Here is a 15,623-nt window from a genome sequence, read left to right as displayed (position 1 = left end):
AATGAGGTACGGGTAAGGTTCGGCAAGCCGCTGCTCAAAGAACGCCTTCAGCGCTTCATCCAGCCGCGCCGTCGCCTGGCTTACCGTCGAGGCCGAGAAGGAATGGCCGCACAGCTCCTCGGTGATCGCCTTCACCTTGCGCGTCGACACGCCTTGCACGTACATCTCGACCAGCGCCGACACCAATGCCTTCTCCGAGCGCTGATAACGCTCGAACAATTCCGTCGAGAACCGGCCGGCCCGATCTTGCGGAACCCGAAGCTCCAGCACGCCAACCCGCGTCACAAGCTTGCGTTCGTAATAGCCGGACCGGTAACCAACCCGCTCCGTCGTCCGCTCGCCTTTCTCGGCCCCGATCGCCTCCGTCATCTCGGCTTCCAAAGCGTCCTGCACCACAGTCTGCAAAACTCTGCGAAAGCCGTCCTCATCCGACACCAGCAACGCTTTCAACTCACCTCTGCTCAGTCTAACGTCTCGCTTGGTCATGGCACTTACCCTTCCACGGGAATCGGTGATCGCAACGTCACCAGCGTGCCATGGCCGCCCCTCGCCTCAGAGTAAGGGCTGCTCTCTCTCCAGAGCTTTTTGCAGAACCTTCAGGACACTATCTGCGCTACCGTCGCCGCCGCTAGCTGATGTCGCGCTCCAGTGACAGCAACTACCACAGAAGCGATCGTCGGCACTGACATAAGTCCACAACCGTAATGATCGGACGCGATTACCGGTAGGGAGAACTCTTCCAGGCGCACCAACAAACGGTGGTTATGTGCGCAGTCAGCGATGCAGCATTGATTTCGTGCGCTGATAGAAGATGATTTGCGCAAGGGCGTCCCAGTGACGCTGGTATACTCACAAGTAAGCGGTCCACTCGATATCTAAGCCGAACCTGACACGACCAGTTTCGAGAGAAACCAAATGATTACTCAACACCGCATATCGGTTGGCGATATCGCGACCTCATATTGCGAGGCCGGAGCCGGTGAGCCGATTTTATTTCTACACGGTGCCGGATTCGGCGTGGAGGGAAAGAGTTCCTTTGTTCGAACGGCCTATCCGACCAATTTAGAGTGATCGCGGTTGACCAGCTCCACTTCGGCGGGACGGATTATCCCGCTGATCACAAATACATCAACCGGCTCGGTCGTGTGGATCACGTGCTTGGCTTCATCGAAGCGCTGGGCTTGAAGCAGATCACATTGGTCGGCAATTCAGAAGGATCATTCGTCGCCGCGCGGGTCGCGATCGTGCGTCCCGATCTTGTTTCCAAGCTCGTACTGCTGACCGCCAATTCCGTATCACCAGCGTTTGGAGACGACCGTGACGATGCTTGGATGCAGGCCTGCCAGCAGGCTTACGACTATTCGGGACCGATGCCGAGCGAAGAGGAATACGTTAATAGATGGTGGAAAGGCACCCGCGCCTGTGGATGTGGAACACGCAAAGCGAGAGGCCTATAGGCGAGCTGCGGCACGCGGACAATGGGAGATATTCCAGAAACCGCCCGAAGAAGAAACCAATATGCGCCTCTATGTTGCGCTACACCAAAGACACATCTTCCCCTATCTTGATCGGCTTCACTCCGAGACGTTGATTATCTGGTCCAAGAACGACCCAATCGCAACGCCAGAACAAGGGGCAAAGCTGATCAGGAATTCGGATTTCCACCTGCTGCACAACGCAGGGCATGCCGTTCACATCGATCAGAGTGAAGCTGTCAACAGACTTATCCGTCAAAGACATGGCTAGAGCGCATCCTGTGATCCATGAATCAATTGTGATGTGATGGCTGCGTTTCGTGCTGATTCAACATCCCCTCGATGGAGGTGGACGATGGGAAGAGCATTGAGCGTGGATCTTCGGTTGCGGGTCTTGAAGCTGCCGACGAGGGCATGTCGGCGCGGCAAGCGGCGGCGCGGTTCGGCGTGGGAGTGTCCAGCGCGATCCGCTGGATTGCGCGGGCGAAGATCGGCGAACTGGCACCACGCCCGCAGGGCCGCCGCCGCGCCTCCAGCCTCGATGCGCATGAAGCCTTCATCGTCGGGCTGATCGAGGAACGCAAGGACATCACGCTGAACGAGATGGTGGAGCGGCTGGTCGCCGAGCAGTCGGTGCGGATCAGCCGCAGCGCCTTGAGCGCCTGGCTTCGCGGCCACGGCTGGACATTCAAAAAAAGTCCGCGCACGCACTGGAGCAGGATCGCCCCGACGTCCTGAAGCGGCGCCGGGACTGGTTCGACGGCCTGCTCGATCTGGATCCGGCGAAGCTCGTGTTCATCGACGAGACCGGCCTCTCCACAAAGATGGCTCGCCTGCGTGGATGAGCGCCGCGCGGCGAGCGCTGCCGGGCCGGCGTGCCGCATGGCCACGGAAGACCACGACCTTCACCGGAGCGCTGCGGCTGACGGGCATGACTGCGCCCTTCGTTTACGACGGCGCTATGAACGGCAACGTGTTCCTGGCCTATGTCGAGCAGGTGCTGGTCCCGACATTGTCGGAGGGCGACGTAGTCGTCATGGACAATCTGTCCGCTCACAAGGCCGTCGGCGTGCGCGACGCGATTGAGGCCGCAGGCGCGAGCCTGCTCTACCTGTCCGCCCTACAGTCCCGACTTCAATCCGATCGAGAACGCCTTCGCCAAACTCAAGGCGCTGCTGCGAGTAAAGGCCGAGAGAACCATCGAGGCTCTGTGGGACGCGGTCGGCGCGGTCGTCGACCTCTTCACCCCGGCCGAATGTGCAAGTTACTTCAAAGCCACAGGATATGAACCGGATTAAACAGTACGTGCTGTAGACCGGCCGCGAACGGCACTCCATTGTGCTTGACAGCCAACATTTCCGGACGCGCATCTGCTCTCACGGGGTACGACGACAGCGCTGCCGCCCGCCATGTGCAGTTGCAATCTCGAAGAGATCAATAAGCTCAGTGCTACTTTTCAGTCGCGCGCACCGGTAAGCAATGCCGGACACTATATACACTTTCTAAAGTTCTCTCTCGAAATTTGGGGAAATTACTGTTGCTGGGCCTCGCGGCAGCGCGTGCGGGCTTCAGCGGATCGGCCGAGCCCGTCAGCATTGTCGCGCACGAGCTGCGAAGCGGTGCCATTCAATACAAGGGAGCTAGGCGAGGGTACCAGGGGTCGCAGTGCTTAGTCCGCCGGACTGGCACGGAGGCAGCAAGAAATTTCGGGCAGCGTTGCAGAGGACAACAGCGCCTATCGACAGCGCCTGTTCATCGACCCGAAATCGCGGATGGTGAAGCGGATAGACGGCTCCGAGCTCCTCGTTGCGGATGCCCAGCCGGAAATAGACCGACGCGCACTTCTCGCTGTAGAAGGCGAAATCATCGGCTGCGGCCCAGCCCGGCGCACTCAGCATGTTGTCCTGCCCCAGCAGGCCGGCACCGGTTCGGCGGATGATCTCGACCATGTCAGGGTCGTTGATGACCGGGGGTTCGCCACGCCTCAGGTCCACGTCGGCACTGGCATTGTGGCCTGAAGCGACGCCTTCCACGATCTGGCGCAGCCTCTTCCAAGCATGCTGGCGGGTCGCTTCATGCCCGCTGCGGATCGTGCCTTTCAGCCTCGCCTCGGCGGCGATCACATTGTAGGCGCCGCCGCCTTCGATGCCGGTGATGGAGACGACCAGCGGGTCATACGGATCGATCTCGCGCGACACGATCTTCTGCAGCTCTGTCACTATTGAGCAGGCGACGGCGATAGCGTCGACGCCTTCTGACGGTTTTGCCGCATGCGCGGAATTACCGGTGATGGTGATGTCGAAAATATCGCATGCAAGCGTATACGGCCCCGCGCCGACCGCAATCCTTCCAGTCGCGGTATAGGGATCGACATGGATGCCAATCGCCGCGTCGACGTCGTCCAGCAGCCCTTCCTCAACGACCCGGCGGCCGCCAAGCGGTTCCGCCTCTTCGGCGGGCTGGAAGATGATTCTGACGGTGCCGCTAAACGACTGCTTCTGGCGCTCCAGAAGAACGCTGGCCGCATAGCCCATCGCTGTATGAGCGTCGTGGCCGCAGGCATGCATGAGGCCCGGGCGCTCGGAGCTGAACGGCACGCCCGAGGCTTCCGTGATCGGTAGCGCGTCGATGTCGGCGCGGATCACGATTTTGCGGTTCGAGGGGCCAGCCGCACCGACGACATCGACGACGAGACCGAAGCCAGCCGCGGGCTTGATGCCGCTCAGCCCGGCTTCTTCCAGCACCTCTCTCAGATAGGCCTGCGTTTCGCTCTCTTCGTTCGAGAGCTCCGGATTGCGGTGGAGGTGGCGGCGGATCTCGATCATCCTTCGCTCCAGCGCGGCATCCATCAATCCATTGCCGGTTTCAGCGTTTGACATGGACATCTCGCGGGAATCTGGTCAGCGTTTCGCAGCCGTCGGCGGTGACGAGGATCGTTTCGCTCACTTCGATCCCCCAGCCGTCCATCCACATACCGAGGATGGAATGAAGGACGTTGCCTGGCTTCAAAATCGTCTTGTCGCCCTGGCGCAGGCTGATCGTGTGTTCACCCCAGTCTGGGGGATAGGCGGCCCCGATCGAATAACCGATGCGGGACTCCTTCTTCAGGCCGTAGCGCTGGATGACCTTGCGCCAGCTCGCCTCGACGTCTTCCGCCACGACACCAGGCTTGATCGCAGCAAGGACGGCCTCCATCCCTTCGAGCACAGCCTTGCCGGTGTCGCCAACCTTGGCGGGCATGGCGCCTAGCTGAAGCGTCCGCGCCAGCCCGGCGGCGTAGCGGCGCACAACCCCGGCGAGTTCGAGTGCGACGGTTTCGTTGTCGCCAAAGCGGCGGTTGCTCCACATGATGTGCGGTGCCGAGGCGTTTTCGCCGCCCAGTATGGTCGGCGGCAGGGCGGTGATGTCGCCAGCGAAATCCGGCGAGCCGGCTATCTGGGCGGCCTGGATCTTGGCGATGGCGTCGCACTCGCGCACGCCTGGCGCAATCACGTCATAGGCTGTGGTGACCGCAGCTTCGGCAAGGCGCGAGGCTTTGCGGAGATAGCCGATCTCGGCGGCCGACTTGACGCTACGGATCCAGTTCACCAGAAGGTCGGCATCGTGGAAGATTGCATTGGGGAGGCCCGCAGTTAGCCGCGCATGCGCCTTCGGGGAATAGTAGTAGGCCTCGAGCTCGATGCCTATATTGCCGCGCCCCCAGCCCTTCCGTTCGATCCAGGCGGCAATCCAGTCCGTTGGATGGCGGTCGGCGCGCTGGACATAATCTTCCGGAAAGCCGACGACGTTCTCGGGCTTCATCCAGGCCGTCAGCAGCCCGCCAGCGGCATCCATGGCGCGACCGATCCAGACCGGTTCCTCATCGGCGAGCGGCACCAGGACCATCTGCGGCGTGTAGAACGACCAGCCGTCATAGGCGGTGATGTAGTGCTGGTTGGCGACATCGTTCACGATCAGCAGGTCAAGGTTGCGGCGCGCCATTTCGGCGCGGATGGCGGAAAGCCTGCTGCGGTATTCGCTGAGCGCAAAGGGCAATTGGATCATATCAAAACATCCTAATCTATTGTGTCCGAGTGTTTTCACTTAACGCCAGTGCTAGTAAACGGGCTGAAGCCGGAGCCACTTCGAACTCTCGTCCCCCGGTTGGTATTCTGACAGCCAATGGAGCGCCATCCTCTCTCTAGAGAAAACAACGCGGCTCTTTCTAGTGGCAGTTAGGCCTTCTTTCGTTACTTAGCCTCCGATCGATTTTCCGGGTTCTATTTTCCGGCCTGTTCGACCGCATTCTCTCTCGTTGGTAAACTGGTAATCGTGATTGATGCGGGGCGCATCCGTAAGCGTCGCGATACGCTTTTGAGAAATGCGATGCAGAGACAAAGCCGCAAGCCATCGCGATTTCGACGACTGGCAGGCGCGAGCTGATGAGTAGCAGGTGCGCACGTTCCAGACGAAGATCCAAATAATAGCGGCTCGGAGAACATCCCAGTTCCCGCCTAAATAGCCGCTCGATTTGACGACGGGATAGGCCGGCTGACCCCACAAGTTCGTCCAATAGCAATGGCTCCGTGAGGTTTGCCTCCATCTCCTCGATTATCTTGATGACCGCCTGATGGTTGAGTTGCACCCGAGAATGAAGGGGCAGACGTTGGCGGTGACCCGCTGAACGGGTCCTATACGCGATAGCTTTTTCGCAAATACGATTGACCACTATCGTCCCGTGATGGCGGTCAACCAATTCCAGAAACATGTCAAATGGGGCGTCCCCCCCGGCGCATGTGTATAGGTCCCCGTCCCGCTCGAACGCTGTTTGAGTGGCTACCACATCTAGGAACCGCTCAGAGAATATAGGAAATTGCTCCCAGTGAACCGCGCAGCGCCGCCCTTCTGCAAGTCCCGCCCGAGCAAGCACAACCGTACCACTACTTATCCCTACGAGGCTGCCGCGGCGGTTGCGACACTCTCGTAGCCAGGCATCAAGCTGTTTGTGCGGACTAGGAGCATTGCGGCCGCCGACGATCACGACCGCCGGTGCTGAGATCAATCGACGGATTCTTTCACGTTCGAAGGACAACGAAGAATCGGCGCAAACTGACAGCCCGCAACTCGAGGCTGCAGGTTGCCCGTCGTCTGAAATGACCTGCCAGCTATACACGTCCCGCCCCAACACCTCGTTGGCGAGCCTCAACGCTTCTACTGCCGACGAGAAGGCCTGGAGCGAAAAGGCCGGCAGGAGGTAAAAGCAAAAATTTTGGCATGTCGACTGTGAGTCTGGCATCCCCGGGTTCCCTTTCTCCTAGCCTGATCTGTCGTACTTCCAGCGGCATCATGCGAAACTGCCCACGACTCCTTCGTCGGGGGGCCAGAGCAGCATGCAAAATGCAAAATGCCTATCGAACCTGTTCGACAGCATTCTGGCGAAAACCGTGCGAGCTGCGTCGAAAGCTCATCGCGCCGGACTCCAGAGCGGGTTAAGCTCCGCTCGAGCGCTTTTTTTGACGCCGACCACCGCGATTGGGGCCGATGATTCTCCCGCTAAGTCTCATCTCCTAATTGCCTCGCCACCCCGGTGACAGTTCGATAGAGCGGCCAGGTTGCGCCTGTCGAACGTCGCGCAGACTTTTCACGGCGTCCTGACACCCCGAGCTCGGCTGCCGTTCGCCTCAGATGTAAAGCCCGTCTCGCGTGAGCTCATCCATAACGAAGCGCACTGCACTTTCTGCGATGCCAACGATTTCTTCGACTTCAGCCTTGGTTGTCACCAAGGGAGGAGCGAAGCCCAGAATGTCACCATGCGGCATGGCGCGAGCGATAAGACCGCGCTCTCGCGCTGCCTTGGAAATTCGTGCACCAACCTTGAGCGTAGGATCAAAACGCCTTTTCTTGTCCCGATCGGTCACGAACTCGATTGCGCCCATCAGGCCGACGCCGCGCACTTCGCCGACGATCGGCAACTGCGCGAATTTCTCCTTCAGCAGCGCTTGGAAGAATGCACCGACCTCGCGAGCGTTTCCCGGAAGGTCCTCTTTCTCAATGATGTCCAGCACCGCGTTGGCTGCGGCAGCCCCGATCGGATGACCTGAATAGGTGTAACCATGCGAGAATGCGCCGACCCTGTCCGCCCCGTCCTCCAGGACCTTGTAGATCTTTTCACCGACGATTGCCGCGGAAAGGGGGAAATAGGCCGACGTCAGACCCTTTGCGATCGTGATGAGGTCTGGTTCGATACCGTAGTGATGCGAGCCGAACATGGAGCCAGTCCGACCAAAGCCGGTTATGACTTCATCTGCAATGAGCAGCACATCGTGTTTTTTGAGAACGGCTTGGACTGCTTCCCAGTAGCCTTCCGGCGGAGGTGTGATGCCGCCAGTGCCGAGCACCGGCTCGCCGATGAAGGCGCCAACATTATCCGGGCCTAGGCGTTCGATCAGCTGATCAAGTTCCTCGGCGCGCCGCGCTGAAAATTCGCGTTCGGACTCGCCTGGGTTCGCGCCCCAGTAGTGATGTGGAACACCGGTGTGAACGATCTGCGGGAGCGGCAAATCCATATGGTAGTGGTAGAAGCTCATGCCCGTCATCGAGCCGGACACGACGCTACACCCGTGATAGCCGCGTTCACGCGAGATGATCTTCTTCTTGTTCGGCTTGCCACGCAGATTGTTGTAGTACCAAACAAGCTTGGCTTGGGTCTCGTTCGCATCCGAGCCGGACATGCCGTAGAAGATCTTGCTCATCTTGCCCGGCGCCATCCTTACGAGGCGATCGGAAAGGATGGCGAGCTCGTCCGTCGTGTGGGCAGCGTAGCAATGGTAGTAGGCCAGACGGAAAGCCTGGCGGGAAATCGCTTCGGCGACTTCGGTGCGGCCGTACCCGACGTTGACGCAATAAAGGCCGGCGAACCCGTCGATTAGTTTGTTGCCATGCGCATCTTGGATGCGAATGCCTTTGCCCGTCTCGATGATGGTCGGATCACCGAGCTTGCCGGTGGCAAAATCCTTCAGCTGCGTGAAAGGATGCAGGATATTGTTTCTATCCTTCTCGCAGATATCCTTCATGTCGAGGGTCATACGGCTTTCCTTTCAATCGGCGATGTTACCGATGCACACGTATTTGGGTTCGAGATATTCGGCGAGACCATGTCTTGAGCCCTCGCGACCGAGGCCAGATTGCTTCCACCCGCCGAAGGGTATGGGAGCGCCGGTGAATTTCGGGGTGTTGACGGCGACCATGCCATACTCCAACTGATCGGTCAGCCGCATGGCGCGGTTGAGATCTCTTGTGTAAACGTAAGCCGCAAGGCCCATTTCAGAATTGTTGGCTCGCGCAACCACTTCCGCCTCTTTATCGAACGGAAGGACTGCAGCCACCGGCCCAAAGGTCTCTTCCTTGGCGATCAGCATGTCGTCCGTGACGTCGTCGAGAACAGTTGGAGTCACGAAATTGCCCCCGAGCGGACTGTCCTGTCCGCCAACAACGATGCGGGCTCCGGCACAAAGAGCTTCGGAAACCTGTCGCCTGCACTTTTCGGCGACAGATGGTTTGGTCATTGGGCCAATGTCGACACTGGGCTCGAATCCGTGTCCTACTTTCAATTTTCTGGTGGCCTTCGCGAATTCTTCCACAAAGCGTTGATAGCTTCCCCGCTGGACATAGATCCTATTCGCTGCTAGGCAGTCCTGACCGGATGTTGCGAATTTGGCTGCCATGCATCCAGCCACGGCAGTCTCCAACGGTGCGTCATCGAAAATGATAAAAGGAGCATTGCCGCCGAGCTCAAGTGAAGCCTTCTTCAGGGTTTTTGCGGACTGCTCGAGCAGGATCCGACCGACCTCGGTCGAGCCCGTGAAGGAGAATGCCCGCACATCGCTATGATCCAATAGCCGTTTTGCGAGTGGGGCTGCCTCTCCCGTGATCACCTGAAACACGCCGGCGGGAACCCCTGCGTCCTCGGCAAGACGGGCAAGCGCCAGAGCTGACAAGGGCGTTTCGGGGGCGGGCTTGACAATCATGGTGCAGCCGGCAGCCAGCGCGGCTCCTGCTTTCCTCGTGATCATCGCCGAGGGAAAGTTCCAAGGGGTTATGGCGACCGTTACTCCGACCGGCTGCATCTGTACAGAGAGTCGGCTGCCCTCAAGATGGCTCGGGATGGTCTCGCCATATGCCCGCTCCCCCTCCGCTGCAAACCAGTCAAGAAAGCTAGCGGCATAAGAAATCTCACTGCGCGCCTCGGTCATTGGCTTGCCTTGTTCGGCGGTCATGATAGCGGCAAGGTCTTCCGCATTCTCGCGCATACCTGCGGCCCACTTCCGCAGGCATGCGCCCCGGTCCGAAGGAAGAACATTGCGCCATTGTTCAAATGCGGTTCTCGCGATGTTGACCGCGTTATCTACATCAGACACCTCACAGGCAGCCACCTTAGCCAATTGCTGGCCAGTAGCCGGGTCCACAACCAAGATCGTTTCAGACTTGGAGAGCCAAGCTCCATTCAGATAGGCGCATGTTTGGAGAAGGTCCTGCCGCTTGAGCTCCTTTAACGCGGCAGTTGCTGTACCTTTCATTTCTAGCCCCACTATCGAGTGTTCATTTTCGTCAAATTAGCGCCGCAACACGGGCGATCGGCAGCGCGATGTCGGCCAGCCAAGGCGCTCTCCTGCGAAAAAGATGTCTTGCCGAGTTTTTTCTCCGTTTCATCCGTATCTGCTTCATGGAGACTTTCGAGCAAGTGAACATTACAAAGACGACGGTGACGTCTCAGCCTCAAGCGCCGCGTAGCCGGTAAGTGTTGTCGACCGCGTGTGGCGGGGATTTGCCGGACAATTGTGTTACGCACAACGCACAGCGCAGTTGTCGTGGCGCTTCGATCATCCAAGAGTGCACTGCTCAAGAAACGATCGGGTGACCCGGTGAGTGAACTTCATTTCAGATATTGCTCTTAGTGATCTCTCAAATGATCTGGAAATCTGAGTTGCCAAACCTACGCTCGCACCTCTTCGTTCGCTGTCAGCACCAGAAGAGCCGCGGTCGCGGCGCCAAAGTTTCTCACAATGGGAAGTTAAACTGCGCACAAAACACTAAAAATGCACGTTTTCTGCGTCTGGCCCGCTGGGTCCGCGCGCAGTAGTCCTGGGAGGCATGCTAGGTTGTCTCGATAATACGGATGGCTTTAGCAGAATGCTTGGCCGGTCTAGGTGCAGAGGACGACTACGAGATGACCTATCAGAAACCCTTTCTGCCTGCGGAGTACCAACGCCGTGTTCATGACGTAAAGATACGGATGGAGCAAGCAGGACTGGACCTATTAATCTGCCAAGATCCCGCAAATATGTGCTGGCTCACCGGTTACGACGCCTGGTCCTTCTACACGCCTCAAGTTGTGCTACTGCACCTCCAATCAGAATCGCCGATGTGGATTGGACGGCTGGTTGACGTAAACGGTGCTCATGCTACGACTGACCTGCCTGCTGAGAACATCATCAATTTCTCGGATGACCGACTCCATCATGTGGAGCTGCATCCTTACGACGAAGTCACCGAAATCATAAAATCGCGCGGATGGGGATCCGATCGGATCGGGGTTGAGCTTGATGCCCATTTCTATACTGCGCGAGCACACCAGCACCTTGTTAAAGGGCTTCCGAATGCAGAGTTCTCCGACAGCCGCGGACTCGTTAATTGGGCGAGGCTGGTTAAATCCGACGCTGAACTGGTCTATATGAGAGAAGCGGGCCAAATTGTCAGCCACACCATGCGCACGGCGATCGAAAATCTAAAGCCGGGAGTCCCTGAATACGAGATCGCCGCTCAGATTTACGCCTCTCAAACAAGAGGTGTTGGCGGCAAATACGGTGATTATACTAGCCTTTGTCCGTTGATTCAGGTTGGCGAAAAGACGAACGCTCCGCACCTCACGTGGTCGGATAAACCATTGCCGTCGTCGGGACTAGTTCTCTTAGAAGTTGCGGCGGCGAGACGCCATTATCATGCGCCGCTGACGCGTACCATTTACATGGGAAAGCCACCCGCAGAGGTCAGGCATCTCGCCAATGCCATAGTGGAAGGTGGCGATGCTGTACTCGAAATGGCAAAGCCCGGTGTAGTCGTCGACGAGGTGAATGCCGTCTGGCATAGCGTTCTCAATCGCCACGGGTACACCAAGAAAGGCCGTTCCGGGTACTCAATTGGCATGAATTTTCCGCCGGATTGGGGCGAACGTACCGTGAGCATTCGCGCCGGAGAAAAGACTGTGCTCCAGGCGGGCATGTGCTTCCATTTCCAATCTGGGGTGAGGCCTCCTGCCTTCGGCGCCGCAATATCGGAGTCGATTGTTGTTACAGAAAAAGGTGGCGAGCGGCTAGCTGATGTTGCCCGCGAGTTGATAGTTGTGGACTAGCTGATAGCTTTAGCATTTGTCTACTTAACCGGGTTGGGAAGTCGCAATGATGTGCTTTGCTTCCCAATCCTTGGCCCCATCTCTCCCAGTGGTCTCAGACCGCGGAGTTTCCGCAGTCGCGGCGCGAGCAGCAAGGGAGACGCGAGCCGCCGATCGGTTGGTGTGCTATCGAGGAAAGGTGCGCCCGCGCTGTTCGTCGCCGTCCACCTATCCAGCAAGCGCTGCGGGCCGGCGAGTCGAAGACACCCAGGATGATTTGCCTCTGCGCAGAGCCAAGGCCGCTTAAGCGGACAAACGGGTATATTTATCGCCGGAGACAGTCTTCGCGCTCGACAGGCGGGCTGTCGGGAAGTTGTGCGCAAGGCGGCTCGTCCCTGCCTGTCGAAGCTTCCACTTGCAGACAAGCGGCGGTCTGCTCGCCCCTTCATTCCTCAGATGCTCCATCTCCTTGGTGTCGGCGGCCAAGGTGCCAGCCGGATTTGACGACCCATTGCGGACGAGACCTTCATCTCTGATCTGCACCCAGATCGGGTCGACGCAGACAAGCGAAATTCAAATGCGGATCGTGCTATTGGCACCATCTGCAAGACCGCGGCGCTACTAACATCAGGTCCGCGACTCGTCGGCTCCGTGGAGGCATCGAGTGCATAGATCTGCTGGAGGCTCCGCCAAGCGGCGAGGGTGGTCCCCAGCCGTCTGCGTCAAGGACCGCCATCGGGAAGAGGTGCAGGATACGATTGGACCTCGGACACGCGGTGCAAGTGTTCGCAATGGCATCATACCGGGTTTCGTTGCCGCCGCGCAGCCCTCAGGCGCAATAATTCAGCGCCGAACTCGGGAAATATGCAGAACGGCACCGTTTTTGCGTCCCCTTGGCAGGCTCTCCGCGAGCTCCGCCCCTTAGTCTGTTGCAAAATGACTGATCTCTGGATCGTGGGCCGGAAATGCGCGGAACGCTGCCATAGAAGCTTAAGCTGGCTGAACAGGTCGAACCTTTGCCGCCCGCCATCGAGTGAAACCGAACAAGGATACATATGACTACGAATCCGCCCTTCCGTCCTCGTGAAGTAGCCACTCGCCACCACGAGATTCTCATAGTTGGTGGAGGCATCGCGGGGGCAAGTATTGCCTTTCACCTTGCAAAGAACAGCAAGAAGGACATCGCGCTTCTGGAGCGCAACAGCCTTACGTCCGGAACAACTTGGCATGCTGCTGGTTTGATCATGCAGACGCGTGGCACTCACGCGCTAACGGAGATCGCGAAGTATAATGCAGAGCTCTACTCCGCTCTGGAGGCCGAGACGGGGCAAGCTACCGGATTCAAACGAAATGGCACGCTTGGGGTAGCCAGAACCAAAGAGCGCCTGTATGAAACTGCACGCAATGCCTCAATTGCCAAAAGTTTTGGCCTTGAGGCCAATATGATCTCGCCAAGCGAGGCCAAAAAGCTCTATCCAGCCCTCGACACCTCAATCATCGAAGGCGCAGTTTTTATCCCTGGAGACGGCCAGACCAATCCTGTCGACACATGCATGGCGTTAGCTATTGGTGCCAGGAAGAACGGTGTAAAAATCTTTGAAAACGCTGAGGTTACGGACCTTTGGCGAACAGAAGACGGCCACTACCAAGTTCGGACTAACGATGGGGTCATTGAAGCTGAAGTTCTCGTGCTCGCGTGTGGACTTTGGACCAGAGACCTTGCCTCGAAGTTAGGTGCGCGAATTCCGATCTATGCGGCAGAGCACTTTTATGTAGTGACAGACGCGATGGATTTCGTGACGCCCACCTTACCTGTGCTGCGCGACACAGACGGTCATGTATATCTGAAAGAAGACACAGGTAAGCTCCTGGTTGGTGCCTTCGAACCCTGGGGCAAACCCCTGCCGATGGGGAAGCTTCCGAAAGAAACAGCCTTCATTGAGCTCTCGGAAGACTGGGAGCATTTTGAGCTCCCGATGACCAAGGCGATAGAAATTGTTCCTGATCTTGCGAATGCCGGCATTGCAAAGTTTTTCAACGGTCCTGAAAGTTTCACCCCCGACCTTCTGTTCATGATCGGTGAAGTTCCTGGATTGAAAAATCTTTTCGTTTCGACCGGTTATAATTCAGAGGGCATTGAATACGGCGCGGGAGCTGGGCGAGCTCTGGCAGAGTGGATCATCGCCGGTGAGCCTCAGATGGATATCAGCTTCGTCGATGTCGCCCGATTCCATCCGTTCCAGATCAATAAACGATATTTGCACGATCGCACAGCCGAAGTGTTGGGACTTCACTACAAGATGCACTGGCCAGCTTACCAGCCTGAGACATCCCGCGGTGTCCGCAAGAGCGCTCTTCACGACCGGTGGGCGAGGCTTGGAGCTAGCTTTGGCGAAGGAATGGGATGGGAGCGACCCATGTGGTTCGCGGGGGAGAGGGGGTCGACTAGAAACGTCTACTCCTACGACGAGCCGAGCTGGTTCAAATATACCAGTCAGGAGTGCAAGGCTGCCCGTAACAGTGCTATCTTATTGGACCAAAGCTCTTTCGGCAAACACTTGGTTCAGGGTCGCGATGCCTGCCGCTTCCTTCAGAGGCTTTGCGCCGGCAACGTGGACGTACCTTTGGGAAAGCTGGTGTATACCCACATGCTCAATGAAAAGGCGGGGATAGAGACGGATGTCACTGTAAACCGGTTGTCGCAGACAGAGTTCCTAATTATCTCCTCAGCTACTGTCCATCCCCGGGATAAGGCCTGGATCACAAAACATATTACCGACGAATGGAATGTCACGGTAACTGATCTCACCTCTGGGTACGCGGTCCTGTCTTTGCAAGGCCCGCGATCACGCGAGATTCTATCCCGGGTAACCGACACAGATCTGGCGAACTCAGCGTTCCCATTCGCCACCAGTCAGGAAATTGATATCGGGTATGCTCGCGTAATAGCCAATAGATTAACTTATGTCGGAGAGCTTGGTTGGGAGCTTCATATTCCAACCGAGATGGCACAGCACGTGTTTGACGTTGTTTGGGAGGCCGGCCAGGCGTATGGCCTCAAAGCTGCAGGATACCACGCGCTTGAACATCTGCGGTCAGAGCGTGCCTACCGAGAATATCAGCTCGATCTTACACCAGTTGACACGTTGCTTGAAGCTGGCCTTGGATTTACAGTTGACTGGAACAAACAAGGCGGATTTATCGGAAAAGAGGCGTTGACGTCTCAGAAAAATGCGGGGCCGCTAAAAAAACGACTGGTATCATTCAAGCTTCGCGATCCGAAGCCGGTTCTCTTCCATGAAGAGCTTATCCGCTGCGATGGGAGGATCGTCGGGTATATTTCGTCTGGCGTGAAGAGCTTTACAATCGGAACGTCAGTTGGAATGGGATATGTAAACCATCCTGCCGGTGTCACAAAGGAGTTGCTCGAAAGCAGTCGGTGGGAAATCGAGATCGCCGGCAAACTCTACGAGTCCGATGCGTCGCTGCGGGCGTTTTTCGATCCAAATGGGGATCGGGCTAAGCAATAATACGCCTCCGGCGGGGCCGCCTTGCGCGAGCATGGCACGGTAGCGAGCTTACGGGCGTAGTTATCAGCACAGCAGGAGCCATGTGACGTTATTGAGTCGACCGTGAACAATCCGGGCGCTAAGCGGCGACCGACTTCGGCCGAAGGTGAAGCAGGGCGATCAAGAGCGACAAAAGATCCTTCAGCCACCTGAGCAGGAGGGAGAAGTTGTAGCCGGCGGCGGCCAGGATGGCGTTGAGGGCGTCGCCCTGCT

At 57.7% G+C, this 15,623-nt stretch carries 10 protein-coding genes and 1 pseudogene; 4 read left to right on the top strand and 7 right to left on the bottom strand.

Going from position 1 to position 15,623, the window contains the following annotated elements; all coding sequences use genetic code 11:
- On the bottom strand, positions 1–486 hold a 486-nt coding region (locus tag AC0L25_RS30785; RefSeq protein ID WP_473598918.1), incomplete at its 3' end, for a transposase.
- A gap of 581 nt (positions 487–1,067) precedes the next feature.
- Between AC0L25_RS30785 and AC0L25_RS30780 the strand changes: the two genes are divergently transcribed.
- Complete coding sequence (locus tag AC0L25_RS30780; RefSeq protein ID WP_473598917.1) at positions 1,068–1,457, top strand: alpha/beta fold hydrolase; 390 nt, start codon at positions 1,068–1,070, stop codon at positions 1,455–1,457.
- A gap of 79 nt (positions 1,458–1,536) precedes the next feature.
- Here AC0L25_RS30780 and AC0L25_RS30775 read toward each other — a convergent pair whose 3' ends face one another.
- Positions 1,537–1,740, bottom strand: coding sequence for a hypothetical protein (locus tag AC0L25_RS30775; protein ID WP_473598916.1), 204 nt, complete (start codon positions 1,738–1,740; stop codon positions 1,537–1,539).
- A gap of 90 nt (positions 1,741–1,830) precedes the next feature.
- On the opposite strand from AC0L25_RS30775, the pseudogene AC0L25_RS30770 reads away from it, so the two are divergent.
- A pseudogene (locus AC0L25_RS30770) lies at positions 1,831–2,773 on the top strand (IS630 family transposase).
- Positions 2,774–3,115: 342 nt separating this feature from the next.
- Here AC0L25_RS30770 and AC0L25_RS30765 read toward each other — a convergent pair.
- The 5 genes from AC0L25_RS30765 to AC0L25_RS30745 form a co-directional block, all read right to left on the bottom strand.
- A complete protein-coding gene (locus tag AC0L25_RS30765; RefSeq protein ID WP_473598915.1) occupies positions 3,116–4,354 on the bottom strand; it encodes a M20 metallopeptidase family protein in 1,239 nt (412 codons plus the stop codon).
- Positions 4,341–5,519, bottom strand: a complete 1,179-nt coding sequence (locus AC0L25_RS30760; RefSeq protein WP_473598914.1) for a M24 family metallopeptidase — start codon at positions 5,517–5,519, stop codon at positions 4,341–4,343. The genes AC0L25_RS30765 and AC0L25_RS30760 overlap by 14 nt, the downstream gene beginning before the upstream one ends.
- A 160-nt stretch (positions 5,520–5,679) precedes the next feature.
- Positions 5,680–6,750, bottom strand: coding sequence for a GlxA family transcriptional regulator (locus AC0L25_RS30755; protein WP_473598913.1), 1,071 nt, complete (start codon positions 6,748–6,750; stop codon positions 5,680–5,682).
- A 385-nt stretch (positions 6,751–7,135) separates the two neighbouring features.
- Entirely contained in the window at positions 7,136–8,539 is a 1,404-nt protein-coding gene (locus AC0L25_RS30750; RefSeq protein WP_473598912.1) for an aminotransferase, read from the bottom strand.
- A gap of 12 nt (positions 8,540–8,551) precedes the next feature.
- The gene (locus tag AC0L25_RS30745; RefSeq protein WP_473598911.1) at positions 8,552–10,030 is read right to left on the bottom strand and encodes an NAD-dependent succinate-semialdehyde dehydrogenase; all 1,479 of its coding nucleotides are present in this window, start codon (positions 10,028–10,030) and stop codon (positions 8,552–8,554) included.
- A gap of 650 nt (positions 10,031–10,680) precedes the next feature.
- Here AC0L25_RS30745 and AC0L25_RS30740 point away from each other — a divergent pair.
- Together AC0L25_RS30740 and AC0L25_RS30735 are read left to right on the top strand one after the other, a co-directional pair.
- Positions 10,681–11,862 carry a M24 family metallopeptidase gene (locus tag AC0L25_RS30740; RefSeq protein WP_473598910.1) on the top strand — a complete coding sequence of 394 codons (1,182 nt, stop codon included), beginning with the start codon at positions 10,681–10,683 and terminating at the stop codon, positions 11,860–11,862.
- A 1,034-nt stretch (positions 11,863–12,896) separates the two neighbouring features.
- Positions 12,897–15,371 carry a GcvT family protein gene (locus AC0L25_RS30735; protein ID WP_473598909.1) on the top strand — a complete coding sequence of 825 codons (2,475 nt, stop codon included), beginning with the start codon at positions 12,897–12,899 and terminating at the stop codon, positions 15,369–15,371.
- Positions 15,372–15,623 lie beyond the last annotated feature (252 nt).

This window comes from Mesorhizobium sp. WSM4813, assembly GCF_055811555.1.
This window is presented reverse-complemented; position numbering and strand designations above follow the sequence as displayed.